22 protein-coding genes, 1 tRNA gene and 1 pseudogene are annotated in these 18,244 nt (G+C 57.7%); 7 read left to right on the plus strand and 17 right to left on the minus strand.

Translation table 11 applies throughout. The features are described from left to right. Positions 1–19 precede the first annotated feature (19 nt). Both OU993_RS22940 and OU993_RS22945 read left to right on the plus strand, forming a co-directional pair. Entirely contained in the window at positions 20–442 is a 423-nt protein-coding gene (locus OU993_RS22940; RefSeq protein WP_268161224.1) for a secondary thiamine-phosphate synthase enzyme YjbQ, read from the plus strand. A 148-nt stretch (positions 443–590) separates the two neighbouring features. Then, positions 591–968 carry a hypothetical protein gene (locus OU993_RS22945; protein ID WP_268161225.1) on the plus strand — a complete coding sequence of 126 codons (378 nt, stop codon included), beginning with the start codon at positions 591–593 and terminating at the stop codon, positions 966–968. A 323-nt stretch (positions 969–1,291) separates the two neighbouring features. On the opposite strand, the gene OU993_RS22950 is transcribed toward OU993_RS22945, so the two are convergent. Next, positions 1,292–2,053, minus strand: coding sequence for an SIMPL domain-containing protein (locus tag OU993_RS22950; RefSeq protein ID WP_268161226.1), 762 nt, complete (start codon positions 2,051–2,053; stop codon positions 1,292–1,294). Between the two features lie 180 nt (positions 2,054–2,233). Here OU993_RS22950 and OU993_RS22955 point away from each other — a divergent pair. Further along, positions 2,234–2,309: transfer RNA gene (locus OU993_RS22955), tRNA-Ile, on the plus strand. Positions 2,310–2,509: 200 nt separating this feature from the next. Here the strand turns inward: OU993_RS22955 and OU993_RS28965 are convergent. Continuing rightward, positions 2,510–2,875 (minus strand): annotated as a pseudogene (locus tag OU993_RS28965) (tyrosine-type recombinase/integrase); the annotation flags it as partial. Between the two features lie 72 nt (positions 2,876–2,947). Here OU993_RS28965 and OU993_RS22960 point away from each other — a divergent pair. Beyond that, complete coding sequence (locus OU993_RS22960) at positions 2,948–3,253, plus strand: hypothetical protein (protein ID WP_268161227.1); 306 nt, start codon at positions 2,948–2,950, stop codon at positions 3,251–3,253. Positions 3,254–3,452: 199 nt separating this feature from the next. Here the strand turns inward: OU993_RS22960 and OU993_RS22965 are convergent, their stop codons facing one another. Beyond that, the gene (locus OU993_RS22965; protein ID WP_044458832.1) at positions 3,453–3,719 is read right to left on the minus strand and encodes a helix-turn-helix transcriptional regulator; all 267 of its coding nucleotides are present in this window, start codon (positions 3,717–3,719) and stop codon (positions 3,453–3,455) included. Positions 3,720–3,729: 10 nt separating this feature from the next. Beyond that, a complete protein-coding gene (locus OU993_RS22970) occupies positions 3,730–3,948 on the minus strand; it encodes a helix-turn-helix domain-containing protein (RefSeq protein ID WP_130750046.1) in 219 nt (72 codons plus the stop codon). Between the two features lie 65 nt (positions 3,949–4,013). Here OU993_RS22970 and OU993_RS22975 point away from each other — a divergent pair, with 65 nt between their 5' ends. The 3 genes from OU993_RS22975 (at position 4,014) to OU993_RS22985 (ending at position 5,289) form a co-directional block, all read left to right on the plus strand. Beyond that, positions 4,014–4,457 (plus strand): helix-turn-helix domain-containing protein, encoded by a 444-nt coding sequence (locus tag OU993_RS22975; protein WP_268161228.1) that lies wholly within the window; start codon positions 4,014–4,016, stop codon positions 4,455–4,457. Beyond that, positions 4,454–4,807, plus strand: a complete 354-nt coding sequence (locus tag OU993_RS22980; protein WP_268161229.1) for a hypothetical protein — start codon at positions 4,454–4,456, stop codon at positions 4,805–4,807. The genes OU993_RS22975 and OU993_RS22980 overlap by 4 nt, the downstream gene beginning before the upstream one ends. A 197-nt stretch (positions 4,808–5,004) precedes the next feature. Beyond that, a complete protein-coding gene (locus OU993_RS22985; protein ID WP_268161230.1) occupies positions 5,005–5,289 on the plus strand; it encodes a helix-turn-helix transcriptional regulator in 285 nt (94 codons plus the stop codon). Positions 5,290–5,291: 2 nt separating this feature from the next. Here OU993_RS22985 and OU993_RS22990 read toward each other — a convergent pair whose 3' ends face one another. The 13 genes from OU993_RS22990 to OU993_RS23050 all read right to left on the minus strand — a co-directional run bounded on the left by OU993_RS22990 (position 5,292) and on the right by OU993_RS23050 (position 18,236). Next, on the minus strand, positions 5,292–6,323 hold the full coding sequence (locus OU993_RS22990) for a hypothetical protein (protein ID WP_268161231.1): 1,032 nt from the start codon (positions 6,321–6,323) through the stop codon (positions 5,292–5,294). 58 nt (positions 6,324–6,381) lie between these two features. Continuing rightward, entirely contained in the window at positions 6,382–7,137 is a 756-nt protein-coding gene (locus OU993_RS22995) for an endonuclease (RefSeq protein ID WP_268161232.1), read from the minus strand. 31 nt (positions 7,138–7,168) lie between these two features. Beyond that, positions 7,169–8,536, minus strand: a complete 1,368-nt coding sequence (locus OU993_RS23000; protein ID WP_268161233.1) for a DNA cytosine methyltransferase — start codon at positions 8,534–8,536, stop codon at positions 7,169–7,171. A 19-nt stretch (positions 8,537–8,555) separates the two neighbouring features. Next, the gene (locus OU993_RS23005) at positions 8,556–8,990 is read right to left on the minus strand and encodes a very short patch repair endonuclease (protein ID WP_268161234.1); all 435 of its coding nucleotides are present in this window, start codon (positions 8,988–8,990) and stop codon (positions 8,556–8,558) included. A gap of 36 nt (positions 8,991–9,026) precedes the next feature. Continuing rightward, positions 9,027–9,293 (minus strand): helix-turn-helix transcriptional regulator, encoded by a 267-nt coding sequence (locus tag OU993_RS23010; protein ID WP_268161235.1) that lies wholly within the window; start codon positions 9,291–9,293, stop codon positions 9,027–9,029. A gap of 175 nt (positions 9,294–9,468) precedes the next feature. Further along, the gene (locus OU993_RS23015) at positions 9,469–11,319 is read right to left on the minus strand and encodes a type IV secretory system conjugative DNA transfer family protein (protein ID WP_268161236.1); all 1,851 of its coding nucleotides are present in this window, start codon (positions 11,317–11,319) and stop codon (positions 9,469–9,471) included. 28 nt (positions 11,320–11,347) lie between these two features. Beyond that, entirely contained in the window at positions 11,348–12,973 is a 1,626-nt protein-coding gene (locus OU993_RS23020; protein WP_268161237.1) for a relaxase/mobilization nuclease domain-containing protein, read from the minus strand. After that, positions 12,967–13,449 carry a MobC family plasmid mobilization relaxosome protein gene (locus tag OU993_RS23025; RefSeq protein ID WP_268161238.1) on the minus strand — a complete coding sequence of 161 codons (483 nt, stop codon included), beginning with the start codon at positions 13,447–13,449 and terminating at the stop codon, positions 12,967–12,969. The genes OU993_RS23020 and OU993_RS23025 overlap by 7 nt, the downstream gene beginning before the upstream one ends. After that, entirely contained in the window at positions 13,446–14,207 is a 762-nt protein-coding gene (locus OU993_RS23030; RefSeq protein WP_268161239.1) for a helix-turn-helix domain-containing protein, read from the minus strand. Before OU993_RS23030 ends, OU993_RS23025 begins: the two co-directional genes overlap by 4 nt. A 268-nt stretch (positions 14,208–14,475) precedes the next feature. After that, on the minus strand, positions 14,476–15,750 hold the full coding sequence (locus OU993_RS23035; protein ID WP_268161240.1) for a three-Cys-motif partner protein TcmP: 1,275 nt from the start codon (positions 15,748–15,750) through the stop codon (positions 14,476–14,478). Between the two features lie 36 nt (positions 15,751–15,786). After that, positions 15,787–16,620 (minus strand): DUF5131 family protein, encoded by an 834-nt coding sequence (locus tag OU993_RS23040; RefSeq protein ID WP_268161241.1) that lies wholly within the window; start codon positions 16,618–16,620, stop codon positions 15,787–15,789. 62 nt (positions 16,621–16,682) lie between these two features. Then, a complete protein-coding gene (locus tag OU993_RS23045; RefSeq protein ID WP_268161242.1) occupies positions 16,683–17,492 on the minus strand; it encodes a DNA adenine methylase in 810 nt (269 codons plus the stop codon). Positions 17,493–17,660: 168 nt separating this feature from the next. Beyond that, positions 17,661–18,236, minus strand: a complete 576-nt coding sequence (locus OU993_RS23050; protein WP_268161243.1) for a DUF4376 domain-containing protein — start codon at positions 18,234–18,236, stop codon at positions 17,661–17,663. Between the last annotated feature and the right edge of the window lie 8 nt (positions 18,237–18,244).

The following is an 18,244-nucleotide window of genomic DNA, read 5'->3' on the forward strand; positions in this document are numbered from 1 at the left end:
TTCAGCATTGGAGGCAGCCATGCCGCAAACGGTTCTTTCGATCTCCACCCGCGGGCAGGGGCTTTACGAGTTTACCGATCAGGTCGCGCACTTCGTGCGCGCCTCCGGCGCGGGCGAGGGGCTCTTGACCGTTTTTGTGCGCCACACCTCCTGTTCGCTGCTGATCCAGGAGAATGCCGATCCGGATGTGCAGCGCGACCTGAAGGAATTTTTCCGCCGCCTGGTGCCGCCGGGCGACGATCTCTCCATGCGCTGGATGGCGCACACCACGGAGGGGCCGGACGACATGCCGGCGCATATCAAGGCGGCATTGACGGCAACCTCGCTTGGCATCCCGGTGATGGGCGGGCGGCTTGCGCTTGGCACCTGGCAGGGCCTCTACCTGTTCGAACATCGCGACCGCCCGCACCGGCGTGAGGTGGTGCTGCATCTTTCCACATGAGACAGGTGCTTCGTTCGCGCGTCTCCTTCGACCTGAATTGTCCCTGAACGTACGGTTCGGTGGCGGTTCAGGTGCCGTGTCCTAATTTGACCTCCATCAGCCGACGCCAAGTTTGGCGGCAGGTTTCAAACTGTATGGAGGAACGCCCATGTCAAACCTCATCGCCAAGGTCGGCCTTGTTGCCCTGATGGCCGTTACGGGCCTGGTGGCGCCGGTATCCGGCGCTTCGGCCGCCGATGGAGGCCTGCGGGGCCCGGATCTGCGTGTGGAGGTGCAATGGCACGGCGACAACCGTGGCCCCGACCGGGGCCGGCCCGACGGGGACCGTTATGACAGGGATCGGCACGGCCGGCGCGACATCTGCGCCCCCTGGCTTGCGGAAGACAAGGCCAGCCGTATGGGCTTGCGGCGCGCCCGGGTGGTGGATGTCAACCGCCGGGTCGTCGTGGTGGCCGGTTTCGACCGCGGCGGTCGTGACCGCGTCGTGTTTGCCAATGAACGCGGCTGCCCGCTGATCCGCCGTTGATCGTACCAGATCCTCCTCCATCAACGGATGGAGAGGTGGAACCGCCGTCGGTGCTCCCCTAGTGCGCCGGCGGCGGTCTCTTTGTGTCCGGAAGGGGGCGTCGAAGGACAGTCTTCCGCCTGTCGATCCCGATCGAGGGTTTTCGCGGGCCGCCCCCGGTTCCGCAGGGATCCGGCAGAGCCGCGATCGTCACCATGGCTGCCTGATGAAAAAAACCGCCGCCGGCTTGCCTCTGCCGGCGGCGGATCTGTTGTATCGATGTCCGGCCGGACAACCTGCGAAGGCGTCCAGGCCGGCGGCCGACCGAGTATTCAGGCGAGCATTCAGGGCCGCGGTTTGAGGTCGAACCGCATGTCGACGGTGACGGTATAACTGTTCTCGCCGCCGGCGATTGGCACCGGGGATGCCTCCTTGGCCATGGCCATGGTGCGCATCAGCGGCATGGGCTCCGGCTGGGCCGTATTTTCCGAAATCGACATCACCGGCCCGAGGGCAAGCCCTGCCGCTTCCGCCAGAACCTTCGCTTTTGCCATGGCATCGGCCACCGCCTGGCGGCGCGCCTCCTCGACCGTCTTTTCCGGATCGGCATTGGTGAAGGTGATCTGGCCGCCCTGGTTGACGCCAAGCGTGACCGACCGGTCCAGGATGGCGCCGAGCTTGGCAATGTCGCGCACCCGGAGTGTCAAGCCGTTCGAGACCTGGTAACCGATGATCTGCGGCTGCGGATCGCCACTGCCCTGGCGGTTCGGATCGGGCTGGCTGTAGCGCGGATAGATCGAGAATTCGCTCGTCTGCATGTCGCGTTCGGCCAAGCCATCGGCCTTCAGCGCCTCGATCACCGCGCGCATGGCGGCCGAATTGGAAGACAGCGCGGCCTGCGCAGTTTCGCCAACGCGCGTGACCGTCAGCGACAGGACCGCCATGTCGGGCGCGACCGCCGCACGGCCTTCGCCCGTTACGCTGATAAAGGGATGCGGCGGAGGCGGTGGGCCTTCGGCGCTGGCCGGCTGCGCAAAACCAAGGCCCGCCGCAAGAAGCGCGACCGGAAGCGCCATGCTTCTGAGCGTGAGATAATGAGCCGTCATGGAGATCCTCCGCAAGGTGTTGATGTGCCGGCCGCCAGCTGCGTGCACCGGTTCAACGATAGCTGCCTGCTGATTGTGAAGCCAATACGGCGAGACTTGTGAAGGCGCAGATTTTGCGTTAGAGCCCACAACACGCCGGGTGTGCCATTGCCCCGGTTGGCCGCAACACGCTTGCGCGCCGGGCCTGTAGCTCAATGGTTAGAGCCGGCGGCTCATAACCGCTTGGTTGGGGGTTCGAGTCCCTCCGGGCCCACCATTTCTGTCTTCGGACGTTGTTTTTCCATCATTTTTTCCTCGATTTGTCTCACCGGAATCCCGGCTCGATGAAAGTGGGACATTTTTGCGGGCCACGTAGGTTTTACGGCGCTCGAAACCGGCATCAATGATGCGCTTGGATTGGGCGGCTTTCGTGTAGTGCTGAGCCATCTTGGAATCAGACCAGCCAAAGATCGCCATCAACTGATGTTCGGTAGCACCTGCCTCGGCGAGGATCGTCGCGGACGCCTTTCTGAGACCGTGCGACGAGCATTCCGGTAAATCGGCATCGTTGCACCACTGGCGCATCTTATTGCCGAAGCCGTTCCCGCTGAACGCCTTGCCGTATTCGGTGGCAAGGAAGGTCGGCTGATCATGCGTAATCGCGTCCAGCGCCTCGCGAAGCTCGTCCGTGACCGGCAGGCTGAGGGACTGTGCATATGTGCCCGAACCCTTCTCCGGCATGAACTCGATACGGTCGGCGACCAGGTTCCGCCAGCCGAGCTTGACGAGGTCAGAGCGTCTGACGCCCAAATTCAGCATCAGTTCCATTGCAAGCCGGGCCATGGAGCCGAACGGATAAGCTGCGCGATAGCGTGCCAGCTCCGCTTCGCTCCAAGTATGGAAACCGGGAGATTTATGGATTTTGGTGACGCCGTTCGCGGGGTTGAAGGTCGCAAGTTCTGCGCTGATGGCCCAATTGAACAGCGCCTTCAGATACTTGACCAGCTTGTCAGCCGCGCCGGGCGTGCCAACACGCTTCATCTGACTGGCTTCGATGTCGGATTTGCGAATCTTCTTGAACGGCAGCTCGCCCACATTGCCGCAATAGCGATTGAGAACGCTCTTTTTGTCCTTCTGCGTGGCCGGCGACTGGCTTTGAAACGCCTTCGAGCGATAATAGGTCTCGACCAGCCAACGAACCGAGCCGGGCTCCAGTCTTGAAATCGGGACGGTCTTTTCACCACGATCACCAGCCATGACGCGGTGATATTCCTCGGTAAACGCCTGGGTGACGCTGCCGGCCTCGTCCAGATAGGCGGACGTCATCCGGTACTTCGGCATGCCTGGCAGGCGGAGATAGAACCGCTCATTGCCATGCCGATCGACATCCCGTGAGCAGAATTTAAAGGGGACGCGCTGATTACCCGACCGCATGATCAAACGGGTTTTCGCCATCGTCTTCGTCTCCGCTCAAGCCCTGTTCTTTGATATCGTACCAGGACGCGCGGATTTCCTCCGCATCCCAGCGGCGCAGTGCGCCGATCTTCACGCCTTTCGGCATAAGGCCACGGCGAACCCAGTCGTCAAAGGTGCCCGTCGAGACATCGAGAAGTTCCGCCGCACGAACGCGGCTAACCGCGACTTTGTAGATGGGGCGTGGGGCCAGCGCTTCAGCTTGCTGCTTCATGTGCCGCTCCTCACGCTCTGGAGGCGCTGTCAGCCAGCGCCAAAGCCTTCTGCTTGGGCTCGACCATATTCGCCGCAAGATACTCATCCACGGCGTTTTCCGGCAGGAACAGGCTTCCACCGATCCGCACATGACGGATTTCCTGCTTGGCGATCAGGTTTCGGATGCGGGCAACCGGCCATCCGGAACGGTCTGCAAGTTGTTTAGGGGATAAGAGTTGCGCCTGCATTGGAAATTCACCTCCAACTGATGATAGAATGATACGAACCCGAAAGAATCACATCAAGCTCAAAAATGCAACGCGATTATCAGAAAAATAATAACTCGATGCAAGATACGCTGCTCATTCAGATGGGCAAACGTTTGGCTATGATCCGGGAAAACTCGGGATTGAAGCAGATCCCGTTTGCGGAAGCGCTTGAGGTCTCACAGGGCGGCTACAACACCTATGAACGCGGCCAACGAGAGATCCCCGTTCGCGTGCTGCGCGCGCTATACACGAAGTTCAACGTCAATCCAGTCTGGATGATGACCGGCGAAGGCAGCCCCTACAATCGAGACACCGTCGATCTGTATCACGACGTCACGAACCAAGTTGATGCCTTTATCGTGCGGGAAAACTGTCAGGTGGAACCGGACAAGCGCTTGAAGCTCATCCGGTTCCTGATCGACTACGCCGAACAACACGGCGAATTCACAGAGGAAATTGCAGAGAAATATCTGAGGTCAGCGATATGAGTAAGTCGAGCTTTGAACAGAAAATCGAACAGGGTTTTTACACTATCGGCCGCCAGCGCGATCAATTGGCATCCGAAAAGCGAAGGCTGGCAAGGCAATTGCGCTATGCCCAACATTCGGCCCGGCTCGCGAGCCTTTCAAAGCAATACGATTTTGGGATGGTCTTCTTCGCAGCGATCGGAGCTGTCTTGCTCATTGTGTTTGATGGGAGAGGCGACTCCGATGCTTGGTTGACACCTGTGCTGAGCCTGTCCCTCATGCTGTTCGCTAGCGGTAGCGCGTTGCGTGGTCGGAAGATGGTCAGCCGGATCAGAAGCTTCAATGATCGGTTCGGTAGCTGGCAATTCTGACGGAAAATATTCAACCCACTTTGATGGGATGATTAATTTTGAACAGCGCACTATTTGGTCCACTGAAAGGGTCAATTAATGCGCCGGCTCCCATCACGCTGCGACGCCGGAATTCAAGGGCGGCCCGGCCAGCTACTCGGGCTCGTCCGTTGGTAAGTGATCATCTCGGCATCGTGCCGCAGGAGTAGGGACCGCGAATGGCGCGTTGGAAGAAGCCATCGAAAGATGAAATCCTGGAGAACCGTCGAGCGCTGGCGGAGCGAGCACGCTGCGGTGATCTACGGCTGCCTGGAGGCGTTGCGGAACTCCGCAAGGGTATCGGCATGAACCAGGAACAATTCGCCACGATCCTTGGCCTCACCCGAAGGCAAATTGCTGACATCGAACGGGGTTACGGTAATCCTACGTATGCAACGCTCGAGAAGATCGGTCGCCTGTTCGGCTTTTCGCTTGGTTTTATACCCAAAGCCGAAACCGAATGAATTCAAGAAATTCTTTTGGACTTTGAGATTTTCTTGGGTTTCCAGGAAATGCCTGATATCGGAGGGCATGCTTCGTAAAGTGCGGCCGATTGAATCACCAGGGGCATGTCATGCAAAGCGCCCTGGAATTTTTTGACGAATTCCACCCGGTCGATGGGAGCAAACTGTGCGACATATACAAATTGGCGCTTAAGCTCAACTACTGTTGCCGCGCCTGGTCTACGCACCACCTGAATTACAATCGGAATAATTGCGTCGATTGCATCTTCACCGGTCAAATCTGAGGTAAATGAGAATGCAACACCCACCTGCTCTCTAATCTGATGCTCAAGAATACGCTCGCCGAGCTGTTTAGCCTCAACCGTGACATAGGCGCGTATTTTCTTTAATTCAGCAGAACGGATTGTGGCGATGAATGTCGCATCAATTTCTGGCTGAGTCTTGACGGAAACTTGTAGGTGAGCAAGCGTTTCAACTGAAAGGCCGAACTCACTGGCGCGAACTGCAAGGTGTGTTTCTATCAATCGTTGTGAAACGGCAATTTGAATCAACCAGGGTTCATCCTGGCGACCAAGTGTTCGGGCTTCGACTGGTATACTAAGAGATTCAAAACGAAAAATAGGTAGATCGGCCGTTGGATCAAATCGGTCAGGGAAAGGCTCTGTATCGCTGGGCTCGAAGGGTACAAATTCGAACACCTGCATGTTGCCGTAGACTTGCCGCGCAGTGATACGCATTGAAGCTAGCCGCTTAGGCCAGTTTCTGTTGCAGGTATGCTTACGAATAAAATCTTTGAGGAAATTTGCTGCATTTCCTGTGCTAAGTTGTTTTTTCTCCCCCTTGTGGCGACGGTTACGCTCTGTAATTGCATCGACAAGCAAAGAGCGATCTACCACAAGTCTCCTCTCTACGGGCCAGGAATCCGAGCCTAAAAGCCTATCATATAGAATCTCAATTACTTCGGGCTTCATGGATTGAACCACGGGATCTTCTGAATCCGGTTCGTCCCGCTTGCTGTCGGTGTCGTCGATCATAAGCATCTTACCTGTTTCTAAGTATGCTATGACCCGATTCGGGTGTTAATGGTAAGAGTCAGACATAAGAGCGTATAGCATCCCGATCTAGCTCCGAGGCCGGCATGAGCTTGTAATGGCGCTCTTCAACTACCTTGACCTGGCCTTCGTCCAAAGTAAGCTCGAACAACGCTATGACACTGCCTGACATAAATTGGGCTGCCACCGGTCGACATCTAACGCCCGGAAACTTTTCAGCAGAGAAGGCGAGGTCTTGGCCAGTTTGAACAACACCTATTTGATCCTTGCCGCCTTTGGCCTGCACGGGAATGACATAGTGACAACCATATTTATCGAGGCCGATGTAGAGTTCATCTATCTCGATTTGCCCCACACCTTTGACGGTAGTCCTCAGATGATTCTGAAGACTATATGTAGTCAACCCTAGGAACGTGTCGATCAGGCGATTGTACCTGACAATAGCTAGCAGCGCTTGCTCGTCATCCATTGCGTAAGCCCTAATGATTTCGGGCGTCGAGTCTGGTATCGCAATAGTAACTAAGTTCTCATGAGGAACAATTCGGGTTATCTTCACCAGTCGAAAGCGGTAGCGAGCTTTCCCCGCTCCCTCAATAACCCATTCGAGACCTTCAGGCTGCGTCGAGGTAATTGTTTCGGGCAATGGTATTCTAAAGCGGAAGGAGTAAATCAGGTCTCCAATGTTTTTCGGCAGAGCAATTTCGAGTTCAGCGGCAAAAGATTCGATTTCCTCACGAGCAAACTCGAAACCGGATACGTTTTCGGACCAATGGGCGAAAAAGACACGCTCGATCAAGACCTTGTATCGATTTTGGGCAGGATCTGGTCTAGCCATTTACAACGCGTAGCAAAATCCGCGCCTCCTCGATCTCGGATTGCTTACGTTTCTTGGTCCCGCTTTTTCTGTCTCGTTTAGAATTTGGTTTGGCGACCCCAAAATGCTCGGCCGCTTCCGCAAGCTCCAAATAAAGCAGCGCTTCGTCTCCGAGTGTAATTACTTGAGGAGGGCGTGCAGGTTTTATTCCTAGAGCCCTCATTACTGTCGCGGCGACAGCGCGTGCCAATGGAGGAGGAACTGAATTTCCTATCTGCCGCGCACCGTGCCATTTTGTCGAGTGCAGGCGAAACCAGTCGGGGAAACCGTGCAATCGCGCCATCTCTCGGACAGTGATGCAGCGGTTGTGCAAATAATGAATGGGACGGGGGCTTGTGAACGCCCCGCGCGCACCATCGGTGCCAGCTCGCAAAGTATTTGAGAGGCCATCCGGCGACAGCTTAAAAAAGCGGCTAATCGGCTCAATGCAACCAGGTTCCGTCTCAGAGAACCGCCTTCTAGATATATCGGTATGAGTGGTTCGCGCGCTGGAAGTGAGAATTGCTGGATTCCATTCACGGACATAACCATAATGCCAAGCGTCATTGGTTGTGCAACGCATCTCCGCTGCAAAGTCTGACGCTTTCTTGAAGGCCGTTGTTCTGACTGCGTCAACCTCTATCAGTGTTTCGAATCGATCAGCGTCAGGTAGATCGCCTATCGCTTGTTCGCAGGACGGCCCGAACGGAAGGCCTTGCATCTGCCGCTTACCGTCCGCCGGATTAGTTTTCGGCAGCGGGTAGTCTGGAAGCTCGCGTCCAGTTTTCGCGCCGAGCAATATTAGACGCTGACGATGCTGAGGAACCCCGTAATGTGCGGCGTCAAGTACCCGCCATGGCAAGCGAATTTGGTATCCTTTTGCGGCAAATGCCTGAACCAACTCATCGAGAAAAGCACGCTGCTTACCTAAGGTTAACCCTTTGACGTTTTCAAAAACAAATGTATCGGCGTCAAGCTCAGCTACAAGCCGAACGAAATCCATTACCAGGCTGTTGCGGGGGTCATCGAGTACGCGTTGCCCAATTAATGAGAAGCCCTGACAAGGAGGGCCGCCAAACACACAATCGATGCGCCTATCTCCAAGGCCTGCTCTTTCTCGAATTTCTTTACCGGACAGGCCCGCGACCGATTGTGGGATCACTACGGTATTGGGGAAATTGAACTTGTGGATCGCGCAGTGAATTGGATCGATCTCTACAGCTGCTGCCACCTCAAAGCCGGCCTGTTCAAAGCCAAGACTCATTCCGCCAGCGCCCGCGAAAAGGTCTATGGCAAGTGGTCGAGCGTGGGGCTGAACTGTTGGCGTATCTTGATTCTTCATGTGCTCACCCTAGAGGGGTTCACTGATTTTGTCGATCGGATTTTTTGGGTCCACCGAGGAATGTCCCCAGTCTTCTCAACACGTCTGCTACCTCTTTCAACTCGCATTCCCAAATGACAATACACTCCCACCCCATAGCGTCTAGCGCATCCAGATTCCGTCTATCCCGTATCTTGTTCGCTTCCAGCTTAGGCCCCCAGTATTCGAGCCGCGATTTTGAGCCGCGACCTTTCCGACAATCGTGACCATGCCAAAAACAACCATGCACGAAGATCGCTTTCTTGCGCCCTGGGAACACAATATCAGGTGAACCCGGTAGGTCCTTTCTATGTAGCCTAAAACGATACCCGGCTTCGAAAAGTATTTGGCGTACTTTCCGTTCTGGACCGGTGTTTTTGGTTTTGACGGACTGCATAATCCGTCGTCTCTGTTCAGGTGATCTTGTGTCAACCATTGGCCGACCACCGATCGCAACGACTAGAAGAAATGCTCATGTTTCCATACTCGTGCCACCCATAGTGTCAGGTAGCCGTCTGCGCTCGCCGGGGAGCAGGATATCTACGGAGCAGCCGAGCGTCTGCAGAACGTGCAACACTTTTCCGATCTGTGCTGTCGGCTTACCTGCTTCGAGATCGACAATGAAACGGACCCCAACGCCGGAGACGCCAGCAAGCTCGTCCTGCCGTAGGTTTTGCTCCTTACGCACGCTCCGCACCAGGGCGCCGATATCGTTTGAAGTTCTGACTTGCTTTGCCATCATGATCTTCCCGCTCGGGAAATTATTAAAGATATTCGCCTGGTGTCGAGCACAAATTTCCCGAGCGGGAAGATCATTCGAATCTCGACTGGCAAACCGACCTTCGGCAGATTGGGAGTTGTCGCGCCGCTAATTGGAAGCCGCAACGATACCGATCAAGCGCCTTGCATACGAACTACACCATCGGGTTCCGATCCAGCTTCCCACGATATGCCGGATGCCGGTGGGAAACGATCGCGTCAATCAACGCTGGAGGTTTCGACCCCGTAAGCAGCAGCATCTTGCCGGTCTTCATCTCCAAAAGCTGATCGGCGGTCATGAGCTTCTGGCGCTGCTCGGCGGTGGAGGTCTTGCGGCTCTCACCGAACTTCGCGGATGATTGCTTGGTGCGGGTCAGCACTGTCTGATCGCCAAGCGCGCTCGCGGCCCAATTGGCGGTTTCGAATTCGGCGCGACCGAGACCGAAAATTCGGGTTGTAACGCATGAGCCGAGAATGCTGGCGGTGTCGCCCTTGCCATACACGCTTTCGATCTGGCCCTTGTCCTGGGTGATGAATAGCGCCTCGATGCCGCAGCCGGCGGCAACGTTGGCGATGTTAATCAGCTTTTCCATGCGGCCGAGACGGACGAATTCATCCAGCACCAGCAGCACATTCTTTTTCGGCTTCTTGGCACCCTCAAGGCGCACGGCCATGCCGAGAATGATGTTCGTCAGCAACCGGAGAAAGACGGCCTGGGCGTCCACTTGGTCGAGCGGCACGACCATGAAGAGGTCGGCGCGACCCTCGAACAGGTTTTCGAGCGAGCATGTCGATGCGCTGAGGAAACTGCGCAGTTCGTCGGAGCGCGCCCAATCGAAAGCCTTTTTAATGGTCGTCTTTATCGCGCCGCGCTCGTTTTCCCCGGCTGCAAGGAAGGTGGCAGCGGCGGCGGCTGGGCGGGTTGCGAATGTCTCCGGCGCGCTTGCCCATTCCGTCAGTGTCTTTTCAAAGCCGGCGGAAAACAACAGGTCCATGACGGTGATCAGGTTGCGATCGGCGTCCACGCGCCTGGTCATGACGACCTCGATCACGGCGGCGATCATCGATTTCGCCATTTCGGCGAAATGCGAGCCGTTTCCGCCTTCCGGTCGAACAAGCCCCTCGGCAATGACTTCGATGTCGCGGACAAGGTGCGCTTGCCGGATATAGTCTAGCGGGTTGAACTGGTCCTTCGACGGCTCGATGACGCCGAATGGATTGAGAACCACGACCTGGCGGCCGAGCGCCTGCCGATAGCGGCGGGTCACGGCGAAGTTTTCGCCCTTGATGTCGAGAACCGCGATCGGCCCGTCATGGTCGATGATGGCGGGAATGACGACGGACACGCCTTTCCCGGCGCGGGTGCCGGCGATGGCGACATGGTGGCCGGCGCGCCATCCGGTCTTCGGGTTGGGGCGGTAGCGCAGCATTGCGCCGCCGGAGAGACCGAGCGGCAAGCCTGCATCGTTGTGGCAGAGCTGGCGCAATTCCTGGCGATTCATCCATCGGGCGCGCCATGGGCCTTGTTTCGAAATGCGGCTTGACGAAGCGGGGGCGGCAATCGAGATCGCTCGCAGAATGAGGAACAGCGGCACAGGCAGGCCGATGGCGAGGCTGGTTTGCACGCCAAGCTTTTGCGCCTCTGTGAAGCGGTCCCATGTCGAAACCATCCCACGGACGCTCTCGATTCCGGAATAGCCTGCGTTTCGCCAAGCCTTGAAGCTGTCGAGCAGGACGCCGGCCGCAATGGTGGGGTCGGTAAGGGCGAGAGCAGACGCGGCAAGGAGGGCAGCCCCCACAGCTAAGCCCGACGCGCTGCGGATGCGGCCCTGGGTGTCTCCCACCAAGGTCAGCAGCGCAAACCCTAAAAACATGACCAGGATCGCGGCGCGCGCGTTTTGGTAGATGGGTGGCCAGAACAACGGCGCTGTCTCCATCAGCAGGAAGCCGGCGGCAACGACGGCAATGGAAAGGGCATAGCGATAGGGCTGAATGATCAAATTCATGGATCGAAACTCCAGAAGGAAATGAGGATCAGTTGCGACCGCGACCGGGTGCGGGTGATCGAGTTGTCACGTCTGCGGCGCGACCGCCTCCAGCATCGCTTCGGCTTGCTCCAGCAGGGCTAACGCTTCTGTCAGCTCGGTCGAGGCCGTGCCGTTGGAATGACTGTTTGAGGCGAGCCAGGCGTTCATGAAGGTAGCCTGTGACGCGATGAGCGATTTCAGCGATCCTTCCAAAGCCGCTTGCCGATTTTCGATCATGTCGGAAGAGCGTTTCTCCAGCGCCTCGAATTGCGCGGTCCCGCTCTGCAAGGTGTTCATCAACGTCTCGACGTAACCCAGCAATTCGCGTTCCAGCGGCGAAAGGCTCTCGGGCGTTGGTGTTCTGGTGGTTTCGGTCATCGGTCAATCTCCCTGGACGATCTTCAGGCATGGCGTTTTGTCGGTCCCGGCCTGGCAGGTGATCAGCTGAAGGCGGTTGACGTCCCAGGTCAGGACTTTGCCGCTGCTGGTCTGGTTGATCTGCAAGCCCATCTGCCAGAGGCTGGCGCTCTGGGCGCGGTCGATCATCAGGCCCGCCCAAAACCAGCTCGCGGTGAAGCTCAACAGGACGATCAGTAGCGCCACCGCGCCCATGGTCAGGAAGAACGGCTGCACCATCGACCGGAGCCGGTTCACGTCCGCCTCGGTCGTCGCCAGTGCCTCGCTCAAGTGCTGGCGGTTCGCGTCCGTGAAGCTGCGGATATCGGTCTCGATTGTAGCTTGCGCGCGCTTCAAGGCTTCGCTCCAATCGGTCTCGAAGCTCGTCGAGGGCGATGGCGTCGAGCCGGCTTCCGGAACGGCTGGGCTCGCCAGCCGATCTTTCAAGCGCTCGCTCAAGGGTATTCTCTCGGGTCCAGTCTTCACGGAACAGGTCTCCTTTCAAACGCCAGCGCACGTCGGTCTCGGGGTCGCGCACGGTGATGTAATTTTTGCCGGCGCGCGGCAGATCGAAACCTGCCGCCGTCAAAGCCTCGGTCATGCTCGGGCGGTTGCGGATGTCGCCGGTCTCGATGCGCTGGACGATCCAATCATGGATCAGCTCGCGGGCATCGCCGCGCCTGACGCTCTCGATGAGGCTGACGGTCTCGCGGGCGCGCTCCGGCGCCATCGGATCGTTCCAGCCGTGTTCCTTGTTCAGAACATCGCGCAGGGCGTCGTAGTGCTTCTGGTAGCCGGGGGGCGCGATGTTGAGGCTGCGCCCGCTCACAAGCTCCATGCGCGGCGTCACGAAATGTAGCTCGACGCGGCCCTCATGGGTGTGGCGGACCCACAGCATATCGCGCTGGTCGGCTTCGAGGCCGGCAAAGGCAAGGCTCTCGAAGGCATCCATCACCTGCCGTTGCTGGGCAGGGTTCGGCGCGTCTTCCGCCGTGAAGGCGATGACGCCGGCGCGATAGGTCCACTGGTGCGGGCAGGCGTCGATCAGTGCGCGCATGCGGTCGCTGTCGCCGCGCAGCACCTCCGGCAGAGGCTCGCGGGCAAACAGCATGACCTCGCGGCGCTCATCGCGGATCGCATTGCGGTTCTGGTCGTAAGCGACGACGTCGCGCTCGACCAGGTAGTCAACCGGTCCCGATCCGCCGCCCTGGCCGTTGCGGAAGAACTTGATCAGCACGGCGCGCCATCCTTGGCCGTGAACTGCTCAAGGGTTTCCGATAGCGCCCGCTCGATGGCGACCAGGCGCGCGGCAACCGTGATTGCATCGATGGCGGACACCTGGCCCTGAACTTGGGCCGTGTTCAGCCATCGCGCAATCTGGTTGAGGTTGCCGCCGATCCGCGCGACGGCGCGCACCAGCTCCGGGTCCACCTTGGGGACCGGACGGCGGCGGCGCGCCTCGGTGAGGCCAAGCGCTTCCCGCATCAGCGTGGCAAAGGGCAAGCCAGCCCGCGCCGCGCGTGCGGTCAGCGCCTGCTTTTCCGATGCTGTGCAGCGGAAAACCACGACGGCATTGAGGTCGCCTTTGGGCGATCGCCGGGTGCTCTTGGTGGGGTTTGAAGGGGAGGCTTGCCTCCCCTCACAAGGCTCCCTGTCGGACGGCTCGCCGTATGACAGGGGTCGCCTTGCTCCTTTCAAATCGCCGTCCGTCATGACGCCCTCCGAAGGTCGGTTTGTCGGGCAGTTTCGGTGGCAATGTGGTCACGGCGGCGGCTGAAGAAAGCGATCCAATCCAGCGCACTCGGGCTTGTGTCGTCCGGTGGCCAATAGCTGGGCAAGGCATAGCCTGGTTTCCCGGTTTTCACCGTCCGCATGCCCAAGGCGTCGATCGAAGGAAAGCCGTGACGACGTAGCCAATCGCGCCACTGCTCGACCTGATCTGCTTTGGTTTCGGCCACGAAAACGAGCGGGACGGCTCGCCGCGTCTCGACGCGCGGCGGGGCGTCCTCGCGCGGGTTAGGTTTATTTATTTTTTCTTTTTCTAAGTTTGGTGGACATATTTGTCCCCCTTTGCCGGACAAATCTGACCGCCTTTCCGGACGAATTTGACCGCCTTTGTCAGGGTAAAGGGTGACAACTTTGTCCGTCTTTTCGCGGGCGTCCGATGCGCGTAAAATCGACGCCGCTGAGGGACGATATTCCGTGTTGTGCCCGACGCCATTTCCGCGCTGGACCTCGAACCATCCTTTGACCTCAAGTTCACGGACGGCGCGCTGTATGGTCTTGACGCTCTTGCCGGTCGCGTCGGCAATCGTTTGATAGGACGGCCACGCCTTTTCGGTGTGGCCGTTCAAATGCGTGGTGATGATATAGAGCGCCACGGATCGCGCGCTGTCGCTCAAATCCTTGTCGCAGCTCAACTGTTGAAGCCATTGCAGCTTCACGTCCCGGAATGGCCGCACCCCGCTCATGCGCGCCTCCCTGGTCGCAATACAACCGGGAAAGAAGGGCCGGAAACGGCCGGAAAAAGTGGGACGGCGGCTTTACTAACCCATTGATTTTTATAAAATGGGGTCTTCGTCCCACACGGGGTTAAGCTGCTGATTTTCCTGGAATTCGGCAGGCCCTCCGGGCCCACCACCTCAATCTTCTGACGTTTGTAGCTTGACGCGGATTTCCGGAATTTTGACACCAAGATCCGGAAAAATGAAAATTCCAGTTTCGATGACAAATTTCCCGCTATCGTTTCGGAGACTTGGGGGCGCCAAAGCTGAACGAATATTGCCGGTGCACCTCGATGAAGTCTTCGCGAGAGGGGTTGCTCGCCCTCCTCAGTTTGCCGTCTTTGTCTAAGATGGCGAGTCTGCGCGACTGGGTCAGCGAGCCAAAGGTGGCTTCGAGGTCCGATAAGCGTGCGGGAGTTTCATTGACGATGCGATCAATGAACTGGCCGTAATTGATTTGCTGAGCATCACCACTGAGCCTTCTCATCACATCTTCTTCTAGTCTTTTCAGCATTTGTTCGCGCTCGTAATCCGCAAACATGAATTGAGGAAGGTTGTCGATCTGCGGATTGAACCCGTTGATTTCTAGACCGCCTCTTCCTTGGTGGACCGAGTGATTTTTGACGGCCCAGTGACTGTCTACCATGACGTTACGGGCTGTCGCATGGCGTGACAGATGAACAAGCCATAGATCTTTGGCCGCTTCCTGGGATCTGATAAAGAACGGTGTCGCGAATTCGGCGCTGGTCGAGCGCTGCAAATGGCTGAGCAGTATTCGCTGGACGGCATATCTCCCGCCATCTGTTCCTCTGAGCCTTACAAAGTCACGAACCTGCTCAGGCATCAATCCAATTGGCACAACGGCTTTGAGATTTTCAGGTCGATCGGACAGGTAGTCGATCAGAAAGTCGACCGCGAACGTGAGGATGCATTCTGCGCGTTTGAACTGCTGGAAAATCGAGCGGATGGTCGACACTGGGGCAAGCGTATAACCCTTCTGATCTAGAAGAAATAATGATCGACCAACGTTGTTGGCCGTCCGCTTCTTTATGATCTCCTGTATGTCTACGGCGGCCGCCTCGAATGGCTTCGTGTGGATGAATATGTCTTGACCAATCCTAGAGCCGTACCCGTGATTGTGTAACTGCTCTAATAGGAAGGCAGTGGCGGCAGGGGATTTGTCCACAAAATGGAATTGAGCATCAATGGCTAGCGGTTTTGCCCTGGCCGCATTTAGTCGAAGATGTGCTTTTGAGACGGCGTTCAAAAGCAGGAATGGCGTGCCCTGCACATGACGCCCATTATCATCAAACGCCCCACCACCGCAAAAGCCGTCAATTAACGTGATGCGAAGACGGTCAATTGAAGGCTTCCGGACGACAGCGTCAAAGTAGGCATCAAGGTAATGCTCAATCAGTCTGAGCTTTGCTCCGCTGTGCGAGCGGAGTGCCGGGGGTGGTGAACCGATTTTCCATTCGAATTTTGCTATGACCTTGCCCTCCGGTTGCATAACTCAACCTCAGGCACAAGCGATTCGTCAACGCGCTTATGCTGCATTCTCCGAACGAAACATCACGTTGGGAAATTCTCTTATGAGTTCGCCATCCAATAGGCCCCCACCTTTCCCGTGAGGATCTATTTCTTTCACTATAGCTGCAGCCAATCCCTCTTCTTGGACCAAGGGATTGTTGGCCAAAGCTCCCCACTGCTTATGAAAAGGCGCGACATTAAAGCGGCGGCAGTCTGCAATCACATCTCTGACCCACTGCGGGTCCATCGGGCGAGCACCATGACCGCTCTCGCCCCCGCTAATCAGCCAATCTGGCTTCGGATCACCTTCCGTGAGCCGCAGTGACCCGATTGCAGGCTCATAGGAGACGAACCATACTGCTGCGGGCACTTCGGAGATGAACCGTTTGCGCTGATCGAAACGCGTTTGATCTTCGGCTGTGAAGCCGAGCCAAACATTGTGGTAGCCGTGGGTGCCCCAGTCTGTTGGAAGCATCTTCTTGATATTCTGTGGCCTTTTCGTTAGAAGCTGCCAATCCAAGGCCGGTGTTGCCTTGATCACTTCGAAGAGATCCGCACGCCATTGCGGGTCTGCTTGGTTGTCAAACACATCTGCCAGCGAAGCACAAAATACACGCTGCCTTCGGCCATGCTGTGCGGCAAATTGAGCCGCTTTCTGCTGCCAAATGTGAGGGGCTTTCCAGTAAGCCTCGGTTGTTCGCTTTCGCGGTGAGTTACCCCATTTGACGTGGCCGGACCGCTTCGACCAGGCCTCTGCATAGCAGTTATCACAGCCAGGGCTGATATTGGTGCAACCGGTCCAGGGATTGAACGTGTGGTCGGTCCACTCAATAGCTGAATTCATGGCCATCACACGTCTCCCTGCACCAAATCACTCGCATTGTACCTTCAACTTTTATCCTGACCAAAATCTTAATCCGGCAATCTGAAGTTTGAGATAAGAACCTCTTTCACCTCCTTCGCCCGCCCTTGGCCCTGGATGGAATAGCTGCAGTCCACCTCCTCGATCTCGAACTTCGAGAAGGTTTCGAAGACGCCTGGAACGGCGTTCAAAGACAGGATGAAGCGGCCTCGAATGCGGCCGAGCACCTCTGCCATCTCGGCGAAATCCTCGCGGCTGAAGACGGCTTTGCCATAGTCGTCCTCGCAGCCCCAGTAGGGGGGATCGAGATAGAAGAGCGTCGTCGGCCGGTCGTAGCGTTCGATGAAGGCGCGCCAGCCGAGGTTCTCGATCACCACGCCCGATATGCGCTCGTGGATCTCTTCCAGCTGCGGTGCAAGCTTCATGAGGTTGAACCGGCCGCCGTCCATTGTCACGCCAAAATTCTGACCGCGAACCTTACCGCCGAATGCCAGGCGCTGGAGGTAGAGGAAGCGCGCCGCGCGCTCCAGGTCCGTCAGTGTGGACGGGTCTGTCCTGGACAGCCGTTCGAACTCGCGCCGGCTGGTGACCTGGAAGCGGAGGGTGTCCATGAACTGCGGATAGTGCCGCTGCAGGATGCGGAAGAGATTGGCGACCTCGCCATTGATGTCGTTGATCGCCTCCATCTTCGGCGCCAGCGACCGGCGCAGGAAGATGCCGCCCATTCCCACGAAAGGCTCGCAATAGGCCTCGTGCGGCGTGGCATTGATCCGGGCGATGATGGTCTTCGCCAGGATGCGCTTGCCCCCGATATAGGCTGCGGCGGGTGTCGCCGGATGAACCGGAGTGAGATTTACCATTTCAAGAAGCTCGCGACTCAGTCACACATGCCCCGCCCTGCAGGGTACGGGTGCGACGGTTATGCATATCGCTGTCGGACGGGACTGGTCGCCAAACTAAGGCCCGTCGCTCGGAGAGCATGACGCTCCCCGGCCACCCGGCTTATGCCGGGCGGCAATCTGATTGCATCACTGCGGCCACCCGCTTTCGATATCGATGGCGACCAAGCCGTCCGCGTCTTCAGCAAGAGTGACGGCATCTTTCAGCGAGCGGGCGTGCTGTTTGATGCGCGCATAAAAATCACCGATGGCGGCCGCGAGCAGGATGCCTTCCTCAGGTGTCGGCAGCGGAATTCTAACGTTCTCGATCGAGATCCAGCCCAGCTGATAGCTTTCCGGCCAGGGCACAACGCCGGACACCGCAAAGCCGGCCGTGGTCGCCATCGCGGTCAGATCCGCACGGGAGGCGTCGGTCAGAGAGACGTGCAGGCCGCCGGTCGCATAGCCGCCGTTCAGGAGATCGTTCGCCTTGGCGTCGATCAGCCGGAGCTTGTCGGCCTGCTGGTCTGCAAACGACACGCCGCGTGGGACGGCAACGAGCTCGCCGTCGATCGTCTGCACACTGCCCCCGGCATTGAGGACGCCGAGGAATTCCGCATGCTGCGCCTGTGTGATCTCGACGGCATCCTCGGGCCTTGCCTGAGCGTCGATGTAAAACCCCCGGGTCGAGGGTGCGAAATAGAATTTTGCGGGATCGTTCAACATTCCGATTA

It is taken from the genome of Rhizobium sp. SL86 (assembly GCF_026672545.1).
Lineage (GTDB): Bacteria > Pseudomonadota > Alphaproteobacteria > Rhizobiales > Rhizobiaceae > Neorhizobium.